Source organism: Microbacterium sp. Z10_103 (genome assembly GCF_058310455.1).
In genome coordinates this window covers 1,718,516-1,738,315 of record NZ_JBZEGK010000001.1, presented here as the reverse complement: position 1 = coordinate 1,738,315, position 19,800 = coordinate 1,718,516, and the positions used below count along the sequence as shown (strand labels likewise).

Below are 19,800 nucleotides of genomic sequence, written 5' to 3'. Positions count from 1 at the left end.
TCCGTGCCGACCCGGCGGGTGCGGACCTGCCTCTGGGACGAGCGGTTGGACGCGACCAGGAATCGCAAGGAGGCGCAGTGAGCGACACGGGAACGCAGGACGAGAAGGCCACTCTCACCGTCGGGGAACGCACGGCCGAGTTCCCGGTGCTTGCGGGCACCGACGGGGTGCCGAGCATCGACATCTCGACGTTCACGCGTCAGACCGGCCACACGACTCTCGACTACGGCTTCGTCAACACCGCGTCCACCAAGAGCGCGATCACCTTCATCGACGGCGATCAGGGGATCCTCCGCTACCGCGGCTACCCGATCGAGCAGCTGGCGAAGAACAGCACGTACCTCGAGGTCGCGTGGCTGCTCATCTACGGCGAACTGCCCTCCGCCGACGAGCTCGGTGCCTTCGACGAGCGCATCCGCCGCCACACCCTCCTCCACGAGGACCTCAAGCGCTTCTTCTCCGCCCTCCCGCACACGGCGCATCCGATGTCGGTGCTGTCGGCGGCCACCGCCGCCCTCTCGACCTATTACGAGAGCGAGTCCGACCCGCACAACCCCGAGCACGTCGAGCTGAACACCGTGCGGATGCTGGCCAAGCTCCCCGTGATCGCCGCGTACGCGCACAAGAAGAGCGTCGGCCAGGCCTTCCTGTACCCCGACAACTCCCTCGGTTTCGTGGACAACTTCCTCAAGCTCAACTTCGGCGTGCTCAGCGAGGTCTACGACGTCAACCCGGTCATGTCGCGCGCGCTGGAGCGCCTCCTCATCCTCCACGAAGACCACGAGCAGAACGCCTCCACCTCCACGGTGCGTCTGGTGGGTTCCACCGGCGCCAACCAGTTCTCCTCCATCTCCGCCGGTATCAACGCGCTGTACGGACCGCTGCACGGCGGCGCGAACGAGGCGGTCCTGGAGATGCTCGGGCGCATCCGGGACTCCGGCGAGAGCGTCGAGCGCTTCGTCGAGCGGGTGAAGAACAAGGAAGAGGGCGTCAAGCTCATGGGCTTCGGCCACCGGGTCTACAAGAACTACGACCCGCGCGCCAAGCTCGTCAAGGAGTCGGCCGACGAGGTTCTCGAAGCCCTCGGTGTGAGCGACCCACTGCTGGATCTGGCGAAGGACCTCGAAGAGATCGCACTCAATGACGACTACTTCAAGGAGCGCCGCCTGTACCCCAACGTCGACTTCTACACCGGCGTGATCTACAAGGCGATGGGGTTCCCCACACGCATGTTCACGGTGCTGTTCGCGATCGGGCGCCTGCCCGGCTGGCTCGCGCACTGGCGCGAGATGCAGAGCGACCCGCAGACGAAGATCGGCCGCCCGCAGCAGCTGTACACCGGCGCCGCGGAGCGCGATTACCCCGGGGTCTGATCCCCGCTGCTCATCCTTGCCGTCGCGCAAGGGGGTGACCGGACGCTTTCGCGCGCGTAATTTGCGGACCGCGGGAATCTATCCGCACGAGCGGAGGCGGCCATGTGGGAGCAGACGACCGATCCCTTCGGGAGCCTCTGGCTCTCGGCGCTCGTGGCGGCCATCCCCATCCTCCTCTTCCTCCTGTGCCTCGTGGTGCTCAAGCTCTCCGGCATCATCGCGGCCGTCATCGCGCTGGCGGCGGAGATCGTGGTCGCCCTCTGGGCGTTCGGGATGCCGGGATCCGCGGTGGCCGGCGCCGGGCTGCTGGGCGTGCTGACAGCCATCTGGCCGATCGCCTACATCATCGTCATGGCCGTGTGGCTGTACCGTCTCGCGGTGGCCAGCGGCCGTTTCGAGGTGATCCGTTCATCGATCGGCGCGATCTCGCCGGATCACCGCATCCAGGTGCTCCTCATCAGCTTCGCCTTCGGCGCGTTCCTCGAAGGCGCCGCCGGGTTCGGCGTGCCGATCGCGATCTGTGCCGCCCTCCTGGTGCAGCTGGGCTTCCGCCCCGTCAAAGCAGCCATGATCTGTCTCGTCGCCAACGCCGCCGCCGGCGCGTACGGTGCCATCGGCATCCCGGTCATCGTCGCGGCGCAGGTGACCGGGATCGACGTCATGATCCTGTCGCGGTCCCTGGTCGTGATCCTGCAGCCGCTCACCCTCCTGATCCCGTTCCTGCTGGTGATGATCCTCGACGGGTGGCGGGGCCTGAAGGAGACTCTGCCCGCGACCCTCACCGTGACGATCGTCTTCAGCGGCATCCAGGCCGGGGTGCTGTGGTTCCTCGGGCCGGAATTGGCCGACATCGGCGCGGGGCTCGCAGCGATGGTCGCGCTGTTCGCCCTCGGTCGGGTGTGGCAACCGCGCAGTCACTTCCGCCAGGACGGGGGCGAGGCGCCCGTGCTCGAGCGGCACAGCATCCGGCAGATCGCCGTCGCCTGGAGTCCGTTCTACATCCTCACCGGCTTCGTCCTGGTGTGGAGCCTGCCGGCGTTCAAGGGGTTGTTCGCATCGGGCGGCGCCCTGGCCGGCGCGGTCTTCCCCCTCGCGATCCCCGGCCTCACCGGTCAGATCGCCAATGCCGCCGGGGACACGGTGACGGCCACATGGGACTTCACGCCGCTGAACGCCACCGGCACCGCGATCCTCCTCGCCGTGATCGTGTCGTCCCTCACGACGCCGAACATCGACGCGAAGGTCCTCTTCCGAGAACTCGGGGAAACGCTGCGCACGCTCTGGCAGGCGCTCGTGCTCATCGCCCTCATCCTGGCGCTGGCGAACATCGCCAACTACTCGGGCGGCTCCACGTCGATGGGTTCCGCCCTCGCCGCGCTCGGGCCCGTCGTGCCGCTGCTCGCGCCCATCATCGGCTGGATCGGGGTGTTCCTCACCGGGTCGGTGGTCAACAACAACACGCTGTTCGCGCCGCTGCAGGTGGTCACCGCGGAGGGGATGGGCGCCGACCCGGCGCTCACCGTGGCGGGCAACACGGCGGGCGGGAACACCGGAAAGGTGATCTCGCCGCAGTCCATCGCGATCGCCGCCGGAGCGGTCGGGCTGTCGGGGAGGGAGAGCGAGATCCTGCGCGCGTCGATCCTCTACAGCCTCGGCATGCTCGCGCTGATCTGTATCTGGAGCTTCACGCTGTACCTGGTGTTCTGATGCTCAGGCGTGCAGCGCCTCGTTGAGGACCACGCCGACGCCCTCGCGCCGGACGACCTCGACCGCACCGGTGAGGGAGTTGCGGCGGAAGAGCAGGCCGGACCGGCCGGAGAGCTCCGCGCCCTTGACCCACGTCGGGGTGGAATCGTCGCCGCCCCGCAGCACGATCTTCGTTCCGGCGGTGACGTACAGACCGGCCTCCACCACGCAGTCGTCACCGAGCGAGATGCCGATCCCGGCGTTGGCTCCGAGGAGCGTGCGTTCGCCGATCGACACGCGGTGGGTGCCCCCACCGGAGAGGGTCCCCATCACCGAGGCGCCGCCGCCGATGTCGCTGCCGTTGCCGACGACGACCCCCTGGGAGATGCGCCCTTCGACCATCGAGGCGCCCAGAGTACCCGCGTTGAAGTTGACGAACCCCTCGTGCATCACGGTCGTGCCGGAGGAGAGGTAGGCGCCCAGGCGCACCCGTGAGGCGTCGGCGATCCGGACGCCCGGAGGCGTCACGTAGTCCAGAAGCCGCGGGAACTTATCGAGCCCTTGCACCTGCACGCCCTCGCGCAGGAGCACGGGACGCAGGCGGGTGGCGTCGTCGGGATGCATCGGACCGGCCGTCGTCCAGGCGACGTTGGGGAGGTGCCCGAAGATGCCGTCGAGGTTCAGCTCGTTGGGCCGCACCAGCCGATGCGATAGCGCGTGCAGCCGGAGGTAGGCGTCCGAGGTGGATGCGGGCGGAGCATCCAGGTCGATCTCCACCGCGACGACCTCGACCGTCACGTTACGGCGGGGATCGGGGACCGCGAGCTGTTCGAGCGCGGGCGGGGGGAGCGAGGGGTTGAAGCCCATGGGCAGGCGGCCGAGGGCGGGTTCGGGGTACCAGGTGTCGAGCACCGTGCCGTCCGCGGCCATCGTCGCCAGGCCCAGGCCCCACACCCATCGCTCGTCGCTCATGGTTCCACGGTAGCGGCTCCGCCGCGGCGCTCCGACGGGCCTCGGTAGGATCGAGGGGTGCCCGTCCTTGACCTCTCCGCCTCATCCGTCGACCTCACTCGTGCCATCTGCGACATCCCGAGCGTGTCGGGCGACGAGCGCTCGATCGCCGACGCGATCGAGGAAGCGGTGCGTCCTCTCGGGCACCTCGAGGTGATCCGCGACGGCGACACGATCATCGCCCGCACCACCCTCGGCCGCGCGCAGCGCGTGGTGATCGCCGGGCACATCGACACCGTTCCCATCAACGGGAACCTCCCCACACGGGACATCGAGGTGGATGGCGAGCCCTACCTCTGGGGCCGCGGCACCGTCGACATGAAGGCGGGCGTCGCGGTGCAGCTGCGTCTGGCCGCCGAGCTGGTCTCGCCCCGCGTCGACATCACCTGGATGTGGTACGACCACGAAGAGGTGGATGCCGACCTCAACGCTCTCACGCGGCTGTCGCGTACGCGCCCCGACCTGTTCGCCGGAGACTTCGCGATCCTCGGCGAGCCCTCCAACGGTCAGGTCGAAGGCGGGTGCAACGGCAACCTGCGGGCGGTGGTGCGCACCGACGGAGTGCGCGCCCACAGCGCCCGCGCCTGGGTCGGTGAGAACGCCATCCACAAAGCGGCGCCGATCCTCTCCCGCCTGGCCGAGTACCGCCCGCGCGAGGTGGAGGTCGAGGGCCTGGTGTACCGCGAGGGTCTCAACGCCGTCCGGATCACGGGCGGGGTCGCGGGCAATGTCATCCCCGACGCGTGCGAGGTCGAGGTGAACTACCGGTTCGCCCCGAGCCGGAGCGCGGAGGAGGCCACCCGGATCGTCCACGACGTCTTCGCCGGGTTCGAGGTCGAGGTCGTGGATCTCGCCGCCGGCGCGCGGCCCGGGCTCGACGCCCCGCTCGCGCAGGAGTTCGTCGCGGCCGTGGGTGCCGAGCCGCGGCCGAAGTACGGATGGACCGACGTCGCTCGCTTCTCCGAGATGGGCGTCCCGGCGGTCAACTACGGACCGGGCGATCCCTCCCTTGCACACCACGATGAGGAGCGCGTGCCGCTCGCGCAGATCCTCGAGGTCGAGCGCGGCCTGCGGGCGTGGTTGAGCGCCTCCTGACGGTCGCGCGGAGGCTTCCCGTCCCCGCGGCGATCGGCATCGTCTACGTCGCGGCGCGTCTGATCACCACCGCGTTCCTCGTTCTCGCCGCGGAGCTCTCCACGTCCGGCTCCCGCTTCGGGCCGGACGCCACCATCGCCGACCTCGCCATCGGATGGGACGGCCAGTGGTACTGGTTCGCCGCCGTTCACGGATACCCGACCGACCTGCCGCTGACCGAGTCCGGCGCCGTCGCCGAGAACGCGTGGGCGTTCATGCCGCTGTACCCGTACCTTGCCGCCGCCCTCGGCGCGTTCCTCGGCTCGTGGGGCGCCGGCGCCGTGCTCATCTCCCTCGCCGCCGGCTACGGCGCGTGCGTGGCGCTGTACCGGCTGCTGCGCGAGCGCACGGATGCGGCGACGTCGATGTGGGCCGTCGTCTTCTTCGCCGCGGGCCCCCTCGGAGCCCTGTTCCAGGTGGCCTACGCCGAGTCGCTCTTCGTCTTCCTTCTGCTCCTGGCGCTCCGCTGCATCCTGCGTCGGCGATACGGATGGTTGTATCTCCTCATCCCGGTGATGGGCTTCACCCGTCCTGGCGTCCTGGCCTTCGCGCTGACGCTCGGGCTCTACGGCATCTGGCGGTGGTTCCGACGCCGTTCCGACCCGCTGCCGGCCCGGGAGGCCCTGCACATCGTCGCCCTCGGCGCCCTGGCCACGGCGGTCGGCTTCGCGTGGCAGGCGATCGCGTGGTTCGTGACCGGCGACCTCGGTGCCTACCTCGCCACGGAGCTCGCCTGGCGGCGCAACTGGATTCCCGACGCCGCGGGGGGCTTCGTGCCCTTCGAGGGCTTCGTCACCGCTGCCGCCTTCTGGTTCGGCACCTGGGGGCTGGGGGAGGTGGCCGGCTACATCGCGCTCGGCCTGCTCGTGGTGGGCGTCGCCGCCGCGCTGCTGGTGGAACCGCACGTGCGCCGGCTCGGGGTGGAGATCCGGCTCTGGAGCGCGGCGTACCTGGTGTACCTCCTCGCGGTCTTCTTCCCGCAGTCCAGCATCTTCCGTCTCCTCTTTCCGCTCGCGCCGCTGGCCGGCGCCCTCGCGGCACCGCCTTCGCTCGCCTGGCGTGTGGGTGTGCTTCTGGCCGGGCTGGCCGGGCAATGGGGATGGATCTTCGCAATGTACGCGCTGGGGAACACGTACTGGCAGATCCCCTGACCACGACGCAGGACGCACGCGCAGGTCCGCGGCGCTCCTGGGCGGCTTCGCGCAGCCGAACTCCTCCCCAGAGGTCCCGTGTGAGCCGGCGCGCACGATAAACTGTGAATGACCTATACGAAAGGGAGCCCGCGATGGCAGCCATGAAGCCGAGAACCGGTGACGGACCGATGGAGGCCGTGAAGGAGGGGCGTCTCATTATCGTCCGCGTTCCGCTCGAGGGCGGGGGCCGGCTCGTTGTTTCCGTGAACGACGCCGAAGCCAAGGAGCTCTACGACGTGCTGGGCGGAGTGGTGGGAGCCTGACGCTTCTGCGCAACGCCGAAACGGCCGGTCCCGCGAGGGGCCGGCCGTTTCGCGTGTCCGACGCGTCAGCGCGCGTCGGCGATGGTCGTGAGCTGCAGCAGCCCCTCGGCCGAGGTCGACAGGGCGCCGATCACGGCGGGGGAGGACTGCGTTTCCGAGATCAGGGAGCGGTAGGCCGTCGTCACGGGGTCGCGTCGCACCGGATCGGCGACGGCACCCCCGCCCAGCACCCGCGGGACGAGCACCGTTCCGCCCGCGCGCACCAGGCGCAGACCGTGCTCGACGTACTCGATGACGCCCTCGGGCTCCGCGTCGACGAAGACGATGTCGTAGGATGCCTCGTTCATGCGGGGCAGGACATCGGCGGCGCGGCCGGTGATGAAACGTGCGCGCGCGGCGGGGATCCGCGCCTCGGCGAACGCGGCACGCGCCGCCCCGAGGTGCTCGGGCTCACTGTCGATGGTCGTGAGGGTCGCACGCGGCGAACCGTGCAGCAGCCACAGCCCCGACACACCGCCGCCGGTGCCGATCTCGACGATGTTCAGGGCGCGGGAGGCGGCCGCGAGAACGGCGATCTGAGCTCCGATGGGCGGGCTGATCGGGTCTGCGCCCAGTTCCAGCGCGTGCGCGCGGGCGCGCGCGATGTGCTCCGGTTCCACCGTCGCCTCGAGCACGAACCGCTGATTCGCCTCTGATCCGCTCATCCCAACCTCCTCCGCCAGACTAGGCGGCGGCGTGCCACCGAACGCCGAGGCGCGGCGAGTAACCTGAAGTCATGTTCTTCGGGCTCACGATCGAGAAGCTGCTGCTGATCGGCGTGATCGCGGCGATGCTGATCGGTCCCGAGCGGCTGCCGCGCTACGCGGAGAGCCTGGCGCGTCTGACCGTCCGGGCTCGGGAGATGATGCAGGGCGCGCGCAGCCGCATGCGCGAGGAGATGGGTCCGGAGTTCGACGAGGTGGACTGGCGCAAGCTCGATCCCCGTCAGTACGACCCGCGTCGCATCATCCGCGAGGCCCTGCTCGAGGATGCGCCCGTCGCCACCGTACGGGCGGCCTCCGTCGCCGGGGCCGCCGCGGCTGTGGGGACGACACCCCCTGCGCCACCGACCTTCCGAGCAGGCGAAGAGCCGCCGTTCGACTCCGAGGCCACCTGACGCACGGGCGTCCGGCTTACGGGAGCGACATCGGCAACGGCCGACCGGCGAGCCCGCGGCCGCCCCGGGCGATGAGGCCCGCGAGGTCATCCACGGCTCGCGCCGCCGCATCCGCCGGTTCCCCCGCGACGACAGGGATGCCGGTGTCCCCACCCGTGCGGAGGGCGGGGCTGAGCGGGATGGACGCGAGGAGCGGCACCGGGCCATCCGCCTCGGTCGACAGTGCTCGGGCGACCTCCGCACCCCCACCGGCGCCGAACAGATCGAGCGACGAACCGTCGGGAAGCGTCATCGCCGCCATGTTCTCCACCACCCCGATGATGCGCTGGCCGGTCTGTCGTGCGACGAGGCCGCTGCGCACGGCGATGTCGGATGCGGCGGCCTGCGGCGTCGTCACGACGAGCACCTCGGCGTTGGGCAGAAGCTGGCCCACCGAGATGGCGACGTCGCCGGTGCCGGGCGGCATGTCGAGCAGGAGGATGTCGAGGTCGCCGAAGTAGACGTCGGTGAGGAACTGCTGCACGGTCCGGTGCAACATGGGCCCGCGCCACGCGACGGCGCCCGTCGCGGACTCGCCCGGGCGGCGGAGGAACATGCCGATCGAGATGACCTTCACGTCGAAGGCCACCGGAGGGAGCATCAGGTCGTCGATGCGCGTGGGGGAGGGGGGCAGCCCGTCCGCGTCGACGAGACCGAGAAGGGCGGGGATGGAGAACCCGTGCACGTCCGCATCGACCAGGCCGACGCGAAGACCGCGGCGGGCGAGGGCGACGGCGAGGTTCGCGGTGACGGTCGACTTGCCCACGCCACCTTTGCCGCTGGTCACCGCGATCACACGGGTGAGGGAGTCGGGGCCGAACGGCATCTGCCGCGCGGCGCGCCCGCCGCGGAGGCGCTCGGTGAGCGCGCGGCGCTGATCGGGTGTCATGACCCCGATGGCGAGGTCGACCGCGGCGACGCCCGGGACGGAGGCCGCGGCCGCACGCACATCCCGCTCGATACGGTCCGCGGCGGGGCATCCCACGATCGTCAGCGCCACTTCCACGTGCGCCACGTCTCCGGCGACCGACACCGCGCGAATCATGTCGAGCTGGCCGAGCGGGCGGCGCAGCTCCGGGTCGCTCACAGCGGAGACCGCTGCGCGCACCGCGTCTGTGCGCGCGGTATCCGTCAGTGCGGCATCGCTCACTGCGCGCGCGTCTCGCGCCCCGGCGCGTCGAGCTCCTTGAGGAGAGCCTTGAGCTCGGAGCGCAGCGCGTCCTTCGTCAGCACGCCGTCGGTCATGTCACGCACCGCCATCCGCAGCGCCACGATCTCGCGCGCGAGGTATTCGGTGTCGGCGAGATTGCGTTCGGCGCGCTGCCGGTCCTGCTCGATCTGCACCCGGTCGCGGTCATCCTGCCGGTTCTGCGCGAGCAGGATCAGCGGGGCCGCGTAGGAGGCCTGGAGGGAGAGGATGAGCGTCAGCAGCGTGAAGTTCATCGACGACGGGTCGAACTGGTACTCCCGCGGGGCGGTGCTGTTCCACACCAGCCACACCACCACGAACGCGGTCATGCCGAGGAGGAAGGCGGAAGTGCCCATCGCCCGGGCGAACGCCTCGGAGAAGCGCCCGAAGCGATCCCGCGACGGGCGCGGGGGGCGGGGAGGCAGGACGCCGCCCCGGCCGAGGGGCGCATCCAGCGAGACGGACTGCCGGTTCGCACGGGCCATCAGCGCCTCCTCGGATTCGTGGTCGGAACGCTCGCCGTGGCGGGCTGGGGCCGGGTCGTGGTCCGCGGTCTCGGATCATCCCCGTTGTGCGACCGCCAATCCTCCGGCAGCAGATAGTCGAGCATGTCGTCCACGCTCACCGCGCCCACGAGCCGATGGGCGGAGTCGACCACCGGCAGGGAGACGAGGTCGTAACTGGCCAGCAGCCGGGCGACTTCGGCGGCCGAGGCGGTCGCCGGCACGGGCTCGAGCGTGTCGTCGATGATCGCGCCCAGCCGTTCGTGCGGCGGGTAGCGCAGCATCCGCTGGAAATGCACCGTCCCGAGCAGCCGCCCGGTGGGCGTCTCGTACGGGGGAAGGGTGACGAAGACGGATGCGGCGAGGGCGGGGTGGAGCTCGTGCCGGCGGATGAGGGCCAAGGCCTCCGCCACCGTGGCGTCGGCGGAGAGCACGATCGGCTCGGGGGTCATCAGGCCGCCGGCGGTGTCGGGGCCGTACTTCAGCAGCGCGCGGACGTCGTCGGCCTCTTCCGGTTCCATGAGCTCGAGAAGCTGCTCGAGTCGGCCCTCGGGGAGCTGACCGAGCAGATCGGCGGCGTCGTCGGGTTCCATGGCATCGAGGATGTCGGCGGCACGCTCGTCGCCCAGCCGCTCGAGGATGTGCACCTGCTCGTCTTCGGGCATCTCCTCGAGGGCGTCGGCGAGGCGCTCGTCGGAGAGCTCCTCGGCGACTTCCAGCAGCCGGTCCTCCGGGAGGTCGAGCAGCGTGTTGGCGAGGTCGGCCGCCTTGAGGTCGGCATAGGTGGCCACCAGCTGCTCGGCGGACTGTGCTTCACCGGCGGTCTGCTGCTCGCGCACCTCTCCCCAGGTCGCGAAGGTGGTCGGCCCCTTGGCGAAGGGCGACGCGCTGGTCTTGGGGCGCCGCAGGAACAACTGCCCGATGTCCCATTCACCGAGCCGGCTGCGCTCGATGGCGACGTCTTCGATGACGGCGTCGCCGGAGCCGTCATTCAAGTACACGCGGCGGCCGACGAGCTCGGCGAGCACGCGAACTTCGCCTCCGCGCTGCTGGAAGCGGCGCACGTTGATGAGGCCGGTCGTGATGACCTGGCCGCCCGCGATCGAGGTCACCCGTCCGATGGAGAGGAACACGTGTCGGCGGCCCGGGATCTCCACGACGAGACCGACCACGCGCGGCGGGTCGGCGGAGCGGTAGATGACGACGACGTCCCGCACCTTGCCCAAGCGGTCGCCGGCAGGGTCGAAGACCGCGCAGCCCGCCAGACGCGCGACGAAAACCCTCTGCGTGCTCACGCTTCCAGCGTAGTCCGCGCCCCCCGTGGCCAGGGGCCGCAGCGGGAGCGCGTGCCAAGATGGACAGATGAGCATGCTCGGTGGGCGCGTCCCTCCCGGCCGCGAGGCGGTCGGCGAGACAGTGGCGTCCTTTCCCACGTACGAGGCAGCCCAGAAGGCGGTGTCGACCCTCATCTCTGCCGAGATCCCCGCGCGGGACATCGCCATCGTGGGCCAGGGTCTGCGGTCGATCGAGCGCGTCACCGGGCGACTGGGGTATGCCACCGCCGCCCGCTCGGGCGCGATCAACGGTCTGCTGCTCGGTCTGCTGTTCTCCTTCATCTTCGTCCTCGGCATGCCGACGGTGCAGATCTCGGTATTCCTCGGCGTGCTCCTGGTGGGGGTGGCCATCGGGATGCTCATGAGCCTCATCACCTACTCGATCGTGCGACGTCGTCGCGACTTCGCGTCGGTCATGCAGGTGACCGCCGATCGGTACGAGGTGTGCGTCGTGCCGACCAGCCTGCCGAAGGCTCGTCAGACGCTCGGCCCCGTCTCCACCGTGGCGGCGCCTCCGCCCGTTGCTCCTTCCATCGAGCTTGCGCCGCCGCAGTACGGCGAGCGTCTGCCCGACCCCGGTTCCGAGGCGCCCGTCCCGGGACCGGCCGCACCGGACGCGGGCGGGAACGACCCACAGCCGGATGGGGCCGCGCCCGAGCACCCCGAGCCGCCGCGCTACGGGGAGCGCACCGAAGGGTGACCGCCGAGCCCGAGCGGATCGCCGTCGAGCTGCCGTCAGGGCGGGTCGATGTGTCGGCCGACTACGCGGAGCCCGCCGGCGCGTCGGCCACGATAGCCATCGCGCACGGAGCCGGCGCCGGGCGCGAACACCCCTTCCTCACGGGCTTCGCGCGCGGCATGCGCGTCCTCGGGATCGCAACCGTCCTGTTCGACTTCCCCTACCGTGAAGCCGGGCGGCGGATGCCCGGGCCCGCCTCGCACGCGGTCGCCACGTGGAGCGGCGTGATGTGGTGGCTCGAGCAGCGCGAGGCGCCCGGGGTGCTCTGGGCGGCGGGGAAGAGCTACGGCGGCCGCATGGCCTCGATGGCCGCCGCCGAGCGGGCGATCGACCCGGCCGGGCTGGTCTACCTGGGGTATCCGCTGCATCCGCCCGGTCACCCCGAAAAGGCGCGCGTCGCGCATCTCCCGGCCATCACCCAGCCGCAGCTGTTCGTGTCGGGGACCCGCGACCCGTTCGTCGACCCGAACGCGCAGCTCGAGGACGCCGTCGCCGGCTGCCTGGACGCACGGCTGGAATGGATCGACGGCGCCGCGCACTCGTTCGAGGGAAAAGGAGGCCCGCGGGATCCGGACGCGCTCGGAGAAGGTCTCGCGCCGCTGGTCGCGGCCTTCCTCGCCAAGCGTTCCTGAGCCGGCGGAGTCGCTGCTCGTCCCATCAGCTCCGGCGCATCACTGGCGTGGAGGAGGCGGTGCGCTCGAGGATCGGACGATGAGATGCACTGGCAGCAGCACCTGCCGGGCGATGCGGGGTCCGACGAATTCGTCGAGCAGCAGTTTCGTGGACTCGGTGCCGAGTTCGGTCAGCGGCAGGCGCACGGTGGTCAGCGGTGGCCCGAGATCGGATGAGAGCGGCGTGTCGTTGAAGCCGACCAGGGAGACGTCTGCCGGGCAGCGCAACCCGAGGCTCCGCATGGCGCGCATCGTTCCCACGGCTACGAGGTCGTTACAAGCGAAGATGGCGGTCACCGAAGGACACTTGGCGAACAGCTTCTGGGCCGCCTCCTTTCCTCCGTCGATCGTCAGGTCCGCGCTGTGGACGACGGGGGTTTCGTGGGTGTCTAGCCCGGCATGGGCGACGGCCTCCCGAAAGGCGGCGACACGTTCGTAGCCGATCGAGGTGCTTAACGGCGCGGCGATGTGAGCGATCTGCCGATGGCCGAGAGCCACCAGATGCTCAACGATCTGCCGGACGCCATCACGGTCATCGCCGGCCACCGACGAGAAGGTTCGATCATCTCGGAGCCGCTGCGTCAGCACTGTGGGGATGTTCAAGTCGCGGGCGCGATCGATGATCGGATACGACCGCAGAGCGGTGCCGACGATGAGACCATCCACACGGCGGGAAAGCAGGGCGTGGAAGCCCCGTCGCTCGCGCTCCACAGCAGAATCGGTGCTCGCGACCAGCGCCGCGTACCCCTCCGCCTCCAGCGCATTCTGGATGCCACGCAGAATGGGTGGCCAAAAAGGGTTAGTGAGGTCGGGGATCAGCACGCCCACCGTGTTGGTCCGCTGTCGGCGGAGCTCTCGTGCGGCCACGTTGGGGGAGTAACCCAGCTGGGTCGCCGCGGCTTCGATTTTCCTCACCGTGTCCGGGCTGACTCGTGCGCGTGTGGAGTCGTTTAGCGCGCGCGACGCGGTGCCTTTGTGTACGCCGGCCAATCGGGCGACGTCCTCCAGCAGCGGTCGCTTTGCCATGCCTTGATCGTAATAGCCTGCTCCGTGGCAATCGGTTGCATGCTATCCGGCTTGAGCGGGCGACCTGACAGAGCGACCGATGAGCAAATTGCTTCTTGGCACCCGGCCCACGGCGAGGCGGGTGTGCATGTGTGGGTTGGACCCGGTATTGTGCGCAGCGACCGGATGTGATGCAATCGGTTGCCACTCCTTATGGGATCACCAGCAGAAAGGCCTGCTCCGACGATGCTGTCTGCAACCTCCGACGAACGAATCCTCATTCAAGGCGGAACCGTCCTTTCGATGGACCCCGGCGTGGGCGACTTCGCAGTCGGTGATGTGCTCATCGAAGGCACGACGATCGTGCGAATCGGTACCGACCTCGAAGCTGACGGCGCCCGCATCATCGACGCAAGGGGCCATTTCGTTCTTCCCGGCTTCATTGATACGCATCGGCATACCTGGCAGTCGCCCGTCCGCCACATCGGCTCGGACTGGACGCTGGGGCAGTACTTCACGGGCATCCATTTCGGGCTCAGCCAGCTCTATCGTCCGCAGGATACGTACATCGGCAACCTGTTGGGGGCCGCCGAAGCGCTCGACGCAGGCATCACGACGCTGCTGGACTGGTCGCACAATCTCGAGACGCCGGCGCATGCCGATGCTGCTCTGCAGGGCCTGCGCGATTCTGGTCTGCGGGCGATCTTCGCCCACGGCGGCGGCGCGACGATGTGGGCGGTGCCGAGCCAAGTGCCGCACACGCGCGATGTGCTGCGTATTCAGCGGGAGCAGTTCGCCGATTCCCGCCCCGAAGACCTCGTCACGCTCGGGTTCGCGGCGCGAGGCCCCCAGTACGCACCGGCTGAGACCAGCCTCGAAGACTGGGCTCTCGCCCGCGAGCTCGGCGTGCGCATCACCGTGCACGTCGGGGACGGCGAGTGGGGCAAGTCCGGCCCCGTGCGATGGATGCACGAGCACGGTCTCACCGGTCCCGACGTCACATATGTGCACTGCAACACGATCGACGACGAAGAGATGGCGATCATCGCGGCCACGGGCGGCACAGCGTCGGTCTCTGCGGACATCGAGACGCAGATGGGCCACGGCTGGCCGGCCACCGGTCGCCTTCTGGATGCCGGAGTGCGGCCAAGTCTGTCGATCGACACGTGCTCGTCGAACGGCGGCAACATGTTCAACGCCATGAAGACAACGATCAGCACCCAGCGCGCCCTGGACAACGCGGCCGTCGAGAACGCGGACGCGCAAGTCGGGCTGCGGCTCAGCTGCAAGGACGTAGTGGAGTTCGCGACGGTCCAGGGAGCTCGCGCGGTCGGATTGGACGACGTGGTGGGCTCTCTCACGCCCGGCAAGCAGGCCGACATCATCCTGGTGAAGGCAGACGACCTGTCGATGACGCCGATGAACAACCCGTATGGCGCGCTCGTGTATTCGGGCCACCCCGGCCTGGTAGACACCGTGATGGTCGCCGGCCGTCTGGTCAAGTACGACGGGGATCTCGTCGATCTCGACCTGCAGCGTATCCGCGCCCTCGCAGTCGAGACGCGTGACTATCTGTTCGCGCAGGCGTCGACCAATCCGCTCATTCAGGATGCTCACATCGGTGGCGAGTGGATGCCCGGAGCAGTCGCCGCGAGCTGAAGCCTCGACGTCGACGCCACGAGCGAGAGGCGTCGGGAGCGCCGCATCATCCCCGTTCACTGCCACCCGAATTGCGCAGCGCGAACACCATCGCAGTGCCCGATCAATGGAGACGAAAGACAATGATGACTCGTACCCCTGCCCCCCGGCCGCGTGCCCGGCTCCGATCCCTCGCCGCGGTGTCGCTTTCCGTCTCGGCGCTGTTCCTTCTCGCCGCGTGCGCGCCGTCAGCCGCCCAGGAAGACGGCGCCACCCAGTCGGAGAACGACTACACCGGCGCCGACGCCACCCAGGAACAGACCGAGGCGCTCGTGAAGTCGGCCGGTATCGTCGATGACACCTCGTGGTGCGGCGAGGATCCCATCACGGTGGGTGTCGCCGACGCGTTCGGCGTTAACGGATGGTCGCAGTCGTCCTATGCCGCGGTGCGATCGGAACTCGCCAAGTGCGACAACGTGACACAGCTTGTGACCGTCGGGCAGGGCGACCTGAGCAAAGCAATCAGCGACGTCAACGGACTGGTCTCGCAGGGCGTCGATGCGATCGTCAGCATTCCGAGTCTGGGTCAGGGCCAACTGCCCTCGTTGCAGGCCGCGACCTCGGCGGGCGTCGACGTGGTGGTGTGGGGTGCCGACCCGGGCGGAGAGCCCGGAACAGACTACCTGGCTCTTGTCGACTGGGATCCCGAAAAGGCCGGCGAGAGGTGGGCCACGTGGGTTGCGGAGAAGCTCGACGGCACCGGCAAGGTCGTCTACCTGGGCGGGCCGGCCGGCAACCCGGTCTCCGTGGGGACCCTGAAGGGGATCGGCGCGGTCTTCGCTGATTACCCTGACATCGAACTTCTCACCGGCAGCGACACGTTCCCCGCTACCAACTGGGACCCGGCGCAGGCGCAGAACATCATGGCCTCGCTCATCGCGAAGAACCCGCAGATCGACGCTGTCATCACCGACGACGGCAGCTCCGGGCAGGGCGCACTGCGCGCCTTCGCCAGCTCCGGTCGTGCACTGCCCGTCATGGCGACCCTAGAGTCGAACGCACTCGGTTGCGCCTACGCCGAGGCCACCGCCAGTAACCCGAGCTTGGAGGTCGCGACAATCTCCGCGCGTAACTGGCTAGGCCGCATCGCCGCCCGTAAGGCAGTGGCCGCCGCGTCGGGCCTCCCGCAGGACGACCCCACCCAGTTCGACCTGCCCTTGTTCGAGGACTCTTCGGCTGGCAACCCCCCGAAGTGCGATCCGTCGGTCTCGCCGGAAACGTTCTTCTCAAACGAGCTCTCGCCGGACGACATCGCCACCTACGGCAAGGCCAGCTGAGGCACGGCGCACCGCGCCTCGATCGTCCCAAACGAAGGAGATTGCATGCCCGGCGTGGCTGCGGAGACCCGCACAGACGTCCTGCTGCGCTTCACGGGCGTCAGCAAGTCCTATCCAGGAGTCCGCGCACTGGATGGGGTGTCGCTCGAGGTCCGAGCGGGCGAAGTGCACGCGCTGGTGGGCGAGAACGGCGCCGGTAAGAGCACCCTGATCGGGGTCGCGGCCGGCGTCGTCGTCGCCGAAGAGGGAACGGTCGAGATCGGTGGCACGCGCCTGACGGAGCCGTCGCCGTCCCAGGCGGCGGCCCTCGGGCTCGCCGTCGTCTACCAGCACTCCTCCACGCTGCAGGACCTCACCGTCTTCGAGAACCTAGTGCTCTCCGTTCCTCCGGGCATGGGGGGATCCGAGCGCAGCGGGCAGAAACTGGGATCGCGTGCGTGGGTCGAAACGAGCCTCCACCGCGCCGGCCTCGGTGTGCACCCGCAAACCCGAGTGTCCGACCTGTCGACCGCGCAGCGTCAGATGCTCGAGATTGCTAAAGCGCTCGCGTTTGATTGTTCTGTACTGCTGCTGGACGAACCGACGGAGTCGTTGACGCAGGCCGAGTCGGAGGTGCTGTTCGAGCGCATCGCGCAAGTTAAGGCCAGTGGCGCGGCCGTCGTCTACATCTCGCATCGACTGGCAGACGTGCGGCGGATATCGGATCGATTCACGATTCTGCGCGACGGTCGTACCCGTGGAACCTTCGACACGGGGGAGATCAGTGAGCACGACATCGTCGAGCTCATGATCGGTCGTGAGGCGGGGAGCACCTTCCCGCCTAAGGCAACCGATGACGCGGCAGCACCGGTGGTCATGACCGTCGAGGGGCTGACTGGCACCGGATTCGCCGACGTAGACCTCGAGGTCCGCCGCGGCGAGATCCTCGGATTCGCCGGTGTCGAAGGCAACGGTCAGCGCGAGGCCCTGCGAGGCATGGCCGGGCTCGGACACGCGGCGGGTCGAGTCGTCCTGGCAGGGGCGCCGGTGTCGGTGAGGTCAGTGTCGGCGGCCCAGAAAAACGGAATCTACTACCTGCCGGGAGACCGGCACGCGGAGGGGGTATTCCTGCCCCTGAGCGTGGCTGAGAACGTGTCGCTGCTGCAGCTTCCCCAGCTCTCCCGCGCCGGCATCGTGAGCAACGCGGCGGAGCGCTCATTGGCCGCCTCTGTCATCGAGCGCTTCAACGTGAAGACCCCGGGCAGCGCCTCGCTGGTCGGAACGCTGTCCGGCGGCAACCAGCAGAAGGTGCTGCTCGGCCGCACACTTGCGCCGTCTCCCGCGGTGGTTCTTGCAGAGGAGCCGACGCGCGGTGTCGATGTGGGCGCACGCGCCGAGATCTATCGGCAGCTGCGAGGTTACTCGGACTCCGGCTCGGGGGTGGTCATCCTGTCGTCCGACGCCGCGGAGCTGGCCGGACTGTGCGACCGCGTCATCGTCTTCTCAAGAGGCCGCGTCGTCGAGGTTCTCGAAGGCGAACGGGTCTCCGAACGCGTCATTACAGGCACGGCCGTCACCGCGGTGACCGAGAAGATCACCACGCGCGAGTCGTCAGGCTCGCGCGGTGGTGCGGGCCGCTTTCTCGGCGGAGATTTCTTGCCGGCATCGATCCTGGCTGTGCTGATCGTGGCGCTCAGCCTCGGCACGCAGGCCATCAACGGGTTCTTCCTGTCGCCCCGGAGTTTGTTCGACCTGTTCATCGCCGCGAGCGTCCTGCTCCTGGTGAGTGTGGGACAGGCAGCGGTATTCATGACCCGGGGGATCGATCTGTCGGTCGGACCCACGATGAGCGTCACCGTCGTCACGCTGTCGCTGTTCGCGGGCGCGGACCAAGCTCCCGGTAGCGCGCTTGTCGGCATCGTGCTGGTTTTGGCGGTCGGAGTCGCCATCGGCTTCATCAATGCGGTGCTGATCAGGCGTACGAAGCTATCCCCGGTCTTGGCGACTCTTATCACCTCGATAGTTCTGCAGGGGATCGCGCTGTTGATTCGCCCGGAACCCGGTGGCCCGATCGGATCCTCCATCACGGACCTGTCCAAACTCGGCTCCGGGCCGATACCCTACGTTTTTCTTGTCGCCGTCGCGCTCGCTGTTCTGCTGGAGGTCGCGCTCCGCCGGACGCGGTGGGGGAGAGAGCTGCGCGCCGTCGGCTCCAACGAGAACAGCGCCCGACAGCTCGGTGCGCGGGTGGAGCGAAGCTACTACTCCGCGTACGTCCTCGCGGGGCTCACCGCCGCGCTGGCGGGAGTCGTGCTCTCCAGCGTGGTCGGCATCGGCGATGCCAATGTGGGGCAGGCCTTCACCCTCACGTCGGTCACCGTCGTCGTTCTCGGTGGTGTGAGCGTGCTCGGGGGCCGCGGGTCTTTCATCGGCGTACTGCTCGCGGCCGTGCTCATCCAGATCCTCTCAAAGGCCACGACCTTCCTCCACCTCGGGGCCGAGTGGCAGTACTGGGTGCCGGGCGCCTTGATCCTCGTCGCGGCGGTCGTGTTCACTACCATCCGACTCGGCCAGGGGGCCCGCCGATGAACGGTATCCGGCGTACTATCGATTCGCCATACAGCTCCGCGGGTATCGCCCTCGTCTTCCTCCTCGTCCTCAGCGTCGCTTTGGCCCCGGGAAGCCTCTCGGGTTCGGCCCTCCTGTCGATGTTGCCCTTCGCGGCGATCCTCGCCGTCGCTGCCGTGGGGCAGACCCTGGTGATCCAGCAAGGGGGGATCGACCTGTCGGTCCCGGGGGCGATTTCGCTGGGCGCCGTCGTGGTGACCTACGTCGCCAACGGTGACGACGACCGGATGCTGCTGGGTCTGCTCCTGGCTGTGGCATCGCTCGCCGCAGCCGGCGTCATCACCGGCCTCGTCGTCGCGTGGTTGCGGGTATCTGCGCTCGTTGTCACCCTCGCGATGAACGCCCTACTGTTGGGTGCTGTCCTGGCGCTCACCGGAGGCAGTTCGACGGTCGCGGCGCCGACATCCCTCTCATCGCTGACGCTGGGACGAACGGTCGGCGTACCGAACACCGTCCTCATCGCTGTGGCGGTGGTGGCTGTGGCGGCAGTGGTGACGACGAGGACACCCTTCGGCAGGCGTTTCATCGCCAACGGCGTGAACTCCCGCGCGGCACACACCGCCGGCATCCCGACCAAACGGTACGCCGTCCTGACATACGTCTCGGCGAACGTGTCATACGCCATCGCTGGGGTGATGCTAGCGGGCTTCCTCGGGACCCCGAGCCTCTTCTCCGGCAACACCTACCTCCTACCGACCATCGCCGCGGTGGTGGTGGGAGGGACCTCCCTGTCGGGTGGTCGAGGCAGCGTCGTCGCGAGCGCCTTCGGAGCGCTGTTCTTAATCCAGCTGCAGCAGGTGATCTCCGCGCTCGGCGCACCGACCTCGGTGCAGTTCATCGTCCAAGGTGGCGTGATCGGCCTCGCCATCGCCTTGCGATACGCCCTGAAGATCCGCCGCCGGGCGGTCGCGGTCGGCTGACC

At 69.0% G+C, this 19,800-nt stretch carries 18 protein-coding genes; 12 read left to right on the top strand and 6 right to left on the bottom strand.

Annotated elements, in window-relative coordinates; translation table 11 throughout:
* The first annotated feature begins 77 nt into the window (after positions 1–77).
* Together AC4FS2_RS08395 and AC4FS2_RS08390 are read left to right on the top strand one after the other, a co-directional pair.
* Positions 78–1,373 (top strand): citrate synthase, encoded by a 1,296-nt coding sequence (locus AC4FS2_RS08395; protein WP_491152160.1) that lies wholly within the window; start codon positions 78–80, stop codon positions 1,371–1,373.
* 102 nt (positions 1,374–1,475) lie between these two features.
* Entirely contained in the window at positions 1,476–3,080 is a 1,605-nt protein-coding gene (locus AC4FS2_RS08390) for an L-lactate permease (RefSeq protein ID WP_491152162.1), read from the top strand.
* Positions 3,081–3,083: 3 nt separating this feature from the next.
* Here AC4FS2_RS08390 and dapD read toward each other — a convergent pair whose 3' ends face one another.
* Complete coding sequence (gene dapD, locus AC4FS2_RS08385; RefSeq protein ID WP_491152163.1) at positions 3,084–4,031, bottom strand: 2,3,4,5-tetrahydropyridine-2,6-dicarboxylate N-succinyltransferase; 948 nt, start codon at positions 4,029–4,031, stop codon at positions 3,084–3,086.
* 57 nt (positions 4,032–4,088) lie between these two features.
* Between dapD and dapE the strand changes: the two genes are divergently transcribed.
* The 3 genes from dapE to AC4FS2_RS08370 all read left to right on the top strand — a co-directional run bounded on the left by dapE (position 4,089) and on the right by AC4FS2_RS08370 (position 6,660).
* On the top strand, positions 4,089–5,165 hold the full coding sequence (dapE, locus tag AC4FS2_RS08380; RefSeq protein WP_491152165.1) for a succinyl-diaminopimelate desuccinylase: 1,077 nt from the start codon (positions 4,089–4,091) through the stop codon (positions 5,163–5,165).
* Entirely contained in the window at positions 5,147–6,355 is a 1,209-nt protein-coding gene (locus AC4FS2_RS08375) for a hypothetical protein (RefSeq protein WP_491152167.1), read from the top strand. Before dapE ends, AC4FS2_RS08375 begins: the two co-directional genes overlap by 19 nt.
* A gap of 134 nt (positions 6,356–6,489) precedes the next feature.
* Positions 6,490–6,660 (top strand): DUF3117 domain-containing protein, encoded by a 171-nt coding sequence (locus AC4FS2_RS08370; RefSeq protein ID WP_135067559.1) that lies wholly within the window; start codon positions 6,490–6,492, stop codon positions 6,658–6,660.
* A gap of 65 nt (positions 6,661–6,725) precedes the next feature.
* Here AC4FS2_RS08370 and AC4FS2_RS08365 read toward each other — a convergent pair whose 3' ends face one another.
* A complete protein-coding gene (locus AC4FS2_RS08365) occupies positions 6,726–7,364 on the bottom strand; it encodes an O-methyltransferase (RefSeq protein WP_491152169.1) in 639 nt (212 codons plus the stop codon).
* 71 nt (positions 7,365–7,435) lie between these two features.
* Between AC4FS2_RS08365 and AC4FS2_RS08360 the strand changes: the two genes are divergently transcribed.
* A complete protein-coding gene (locus AC4FS2_RS08360) occupies positions 7,436–7,816 on the top strand; it encodes a twin-arginine translocase TatA/TatE family subunit (protein ID WP_491152171.1) in 381 nt (126 codons plus the stop codon).
* A gap of 16 nt (positions 7,817–7,832) precedes the next feature.
* On the opposite strand, the gene AC4FS2_RS08355 is transcribed toward AC4FS2_RS08360, so the two are convergent.
* Genes AC4FS2_RS08355 through AC4FS2_RS08345 form a run of 3 tightly spaced genes read right to left on the bottom strand, consistent with a single transcriptional unit; the run spans position 7,833 to position 10,842 of the window.
* Positions 7,833–9,005 (bottom strand): Mrp/NBP35 family ATP-binding protein, encoded by a 1,173-nt coding sequence (locus AC4FS2_RS08355; RefSeq protein WP_491152173.1) that lies wholly within the window; start codon positions 9,003–9,005, stop codon positions 7,833–7,835.
* Positions 9,002–9,529, bottom strand: a complete 528-nt coding sequence (locus AC4FS2_RS08350; protein ID WP_491152175.1) for a DUF1003 domain-containing protein — start codon at positions 9,527–9,529, stop codon at positions 9,002–9,004. Before AC4FS2_RS08350 ends, AC4FS2_RS08355 begins: the two co-directional genes overlap by 4 nt.
* Positions 9,529–10,842 (bottom strand): magnesium transporter MgtE N-terminal domain-containing protein, encoded by a 1,314-nt coding sequence (locus AC4FS2_RS08345; protein ID WP_491152177.1) that lies wholly within the window; start codon positions 10,840–10,842, stop codon positions 9,529–9,531. Before AC4FS2_RS08345 ends, AC4FS2_RS08350 begins: the two co-directional genes overlap by 1 nt.
* 67 nt (positions 10,843–10,909) lie before the next feature.
* Between AC4FS2_RS08345 and AC4FS2_RS08340 the strand changes: the two genes are divergently transcribed.
* Both AC4FS2_RS08340 and AC4FS2_RS08335 read left to right on the top strand, forming a co-directional pair.
* Entirely contained in the window at positions 10,910–11,581 is a 672-nt protein-coding gene (locus AC4FS2_RS08340) for a YflT domain-containing protein (protein ID WP_491152179.1), read from the top strand.
* A complete protein-coding gene (locus tag AC4FS2_RS08335; RefSeq protein WP_491152181.1) occupies positions 11,578–12,252 on the top strand; it encodes an alpha/beta hydrolase family protein in 675 nt (224 codons plus the stop codon). Before AC4FS2_RS08340 ends, AC4FS2_RS08335 begins: the two co-directional genes overlap by 4 nt.
* 39 nt (positions 12,253–12,291) lie before the next feature.
* Here AC4FS2_RS08335 and AC4FS2_RS08330 read toward each other — a convergent pair whose 3' ends face one another.
* Complete coding sequence (locus tag AC4FS2_RS08330) at positions 12,292–13,317, bottom strand: LacI family DNA-binding transcriptional regulator (RefSeq protein ID WP_491152183.1); 1,026 nt, start codon at positions 13,315–13,317, stop codon at positions 12,292–12,294.
* Positions 13,318–13,509: 192 nt separating this feature from the next.
* Between AC4FS2_RS08330 and AC4FS2_RS08325 the strand changes: the two genes are divergently transcribed.
* The 4 genes from AC4FS2_RS08325 to AC4FS2_RS08310 all read left to right on the top strand — a co-directional run bounded on the left by AC4FS2_RS08325 (position 13,510) and on the right by AC4FS2_RS08310 (position 19,798).
* Positions 13,510–14,955 carry an amidohydrolase family protein gene (locus AC4FS2_RS08325; RefSeq protein ID WP_491177017.1) on the top strand — a complete coding sequence of 482 codons (1,446 nt, stop codon included), beginning with the start codon at positions 13,510–13,512 and terminating at the stop codon, positions 14,953–14,955.
* 179 nt (positions 14,956–15,134) lie between these two features.
* Positions 15,135–16,271, top strand: coding sequence for a substrate-binding domain-containing protein (locus tag AC4FS2_RS08320; RefSeq protein ID WP_491152186.1), 1,137 nt, complete (start codon positions 15,135–15,137; stop codon positions 16,269–16,271).
* A gap of 45 nt (positions 16,272–16,316) precedes the next feature.
* Positions 16,317–18,839 carry an ATP-binding cassette domain-containing protein gene (locus AC4FS2_RS08315; RefSeq protein ID WP_491152187.1) on the top strand — a complete coding sequence of 841 codons (2,523 nt, stop codon included), beginning with the start codon at positions 16,317–16,319 and terminating at the stop codon, positions 18,837–18,839.
* Positions 18,836–19,798 (top strand): ABC transporter permease, encoded by a 963-nt coding sequence (locus tag AC4FS2_RS08310; protein ID WP_491152188.1) that lies wholly within the window; start codon positions 18,836–18,838, stop codon positions 19,796–19,798. The genes AC4FS2_RS08315 and AC4FS2_RS08310 overlap by 4 nt, the downstream gene beginning before the upstream one ends.
* Positions 19,799–19,800: the final 2 nt, after the last annotated feature.

What these genes read in the sequence shown, in the direction of transcription:
- AC4FS2_RS08390 (WP_491152162.1), top strand. Translation starts at nt 1,476, where the DNA reads ATGTGGGAGCAGACGACCGATCCCTTCGGGAGCCTCTGGCTCTCGGCG.
- dapD (WP_491152163.1), bottom strand. Translation starts at nt 4,031, where the DNA reads ATGAGCGACGAGCGATGGGTGTGGGGCCTGGGCCTGGCGACGATGGCC.
- AC4FS2_RS08370 (WP_135067559.1), top strand. Translation starts at nt 6,490, where the DNA reads ATGGCAGCCATGAAGCCGAGAACCGGTGACGGACCGATGGAGGCCGTG.
- AC4FS2_RS08365 (WP_491152169.1), bottom strand. Translation starts at nt 7,364, where the DNA reads ATGAGCGGATCAGAGGCGAATCAGCGGTTCGTGCTCGAGGCGACGGTG.
- AC4FS2_RS08360 (WP_491152171.1), top strand. Translation starts at nt 7,436, where the DNA reads ATGTTCTTCGGGCTCACGATCGAGAAGCTGCTGCTGATCGGCGTGATC.
- AC4FS2_RS08350 (WP_491152175.1), bottom strand. Translation starts at nt 9,529, where the DNA reads ATGGCCCGTGCGAACCGGCAGTCCGTCTCGCTGGATGCGCCCCTCGGC.
- AC4FS2_RS08340 (WP_491152179.1), top strand. Translation starts at nt 10,910, where the DNA reads ATGAGCATGCTCGGTGGGCGCGTCCCTCCCGGCCGCGAGGCGGTCGGC.
- AC4FS2_RS08330 (WP_491152183.1), bottom strand. Translation starts at nt 13,317, where the DNA reads ATGGCAAAGCGACCGCTGCTGGAGGACGTCGCCCGATTGGCCGGCGTA.
- AC4FS2_RS08325 (WP_491177017.1), top strand. Translation starts at nt 13,510, where the DNA reads ATGGGATCACCAGCAGAAAGGCCTGCTCCGACGATGCTGTCTGCAACC.
- AC4FS2_RS08315 (WP_491152187.1), top strand. Translation starts at nt 16,317, where the DNA reads ATGCCCGGCGTGGCTGCGGAGACCCGCACAGACGTCCTGCTGCGCTTC.
- AC4FS2_RS08310 (WP_491152188.1), top strand. Translation starts at nt 18,836, where the DNA reads ATGAACGGTATCCGGCGTACTATCGATTCGCCATACAGCTCCGCGGGT.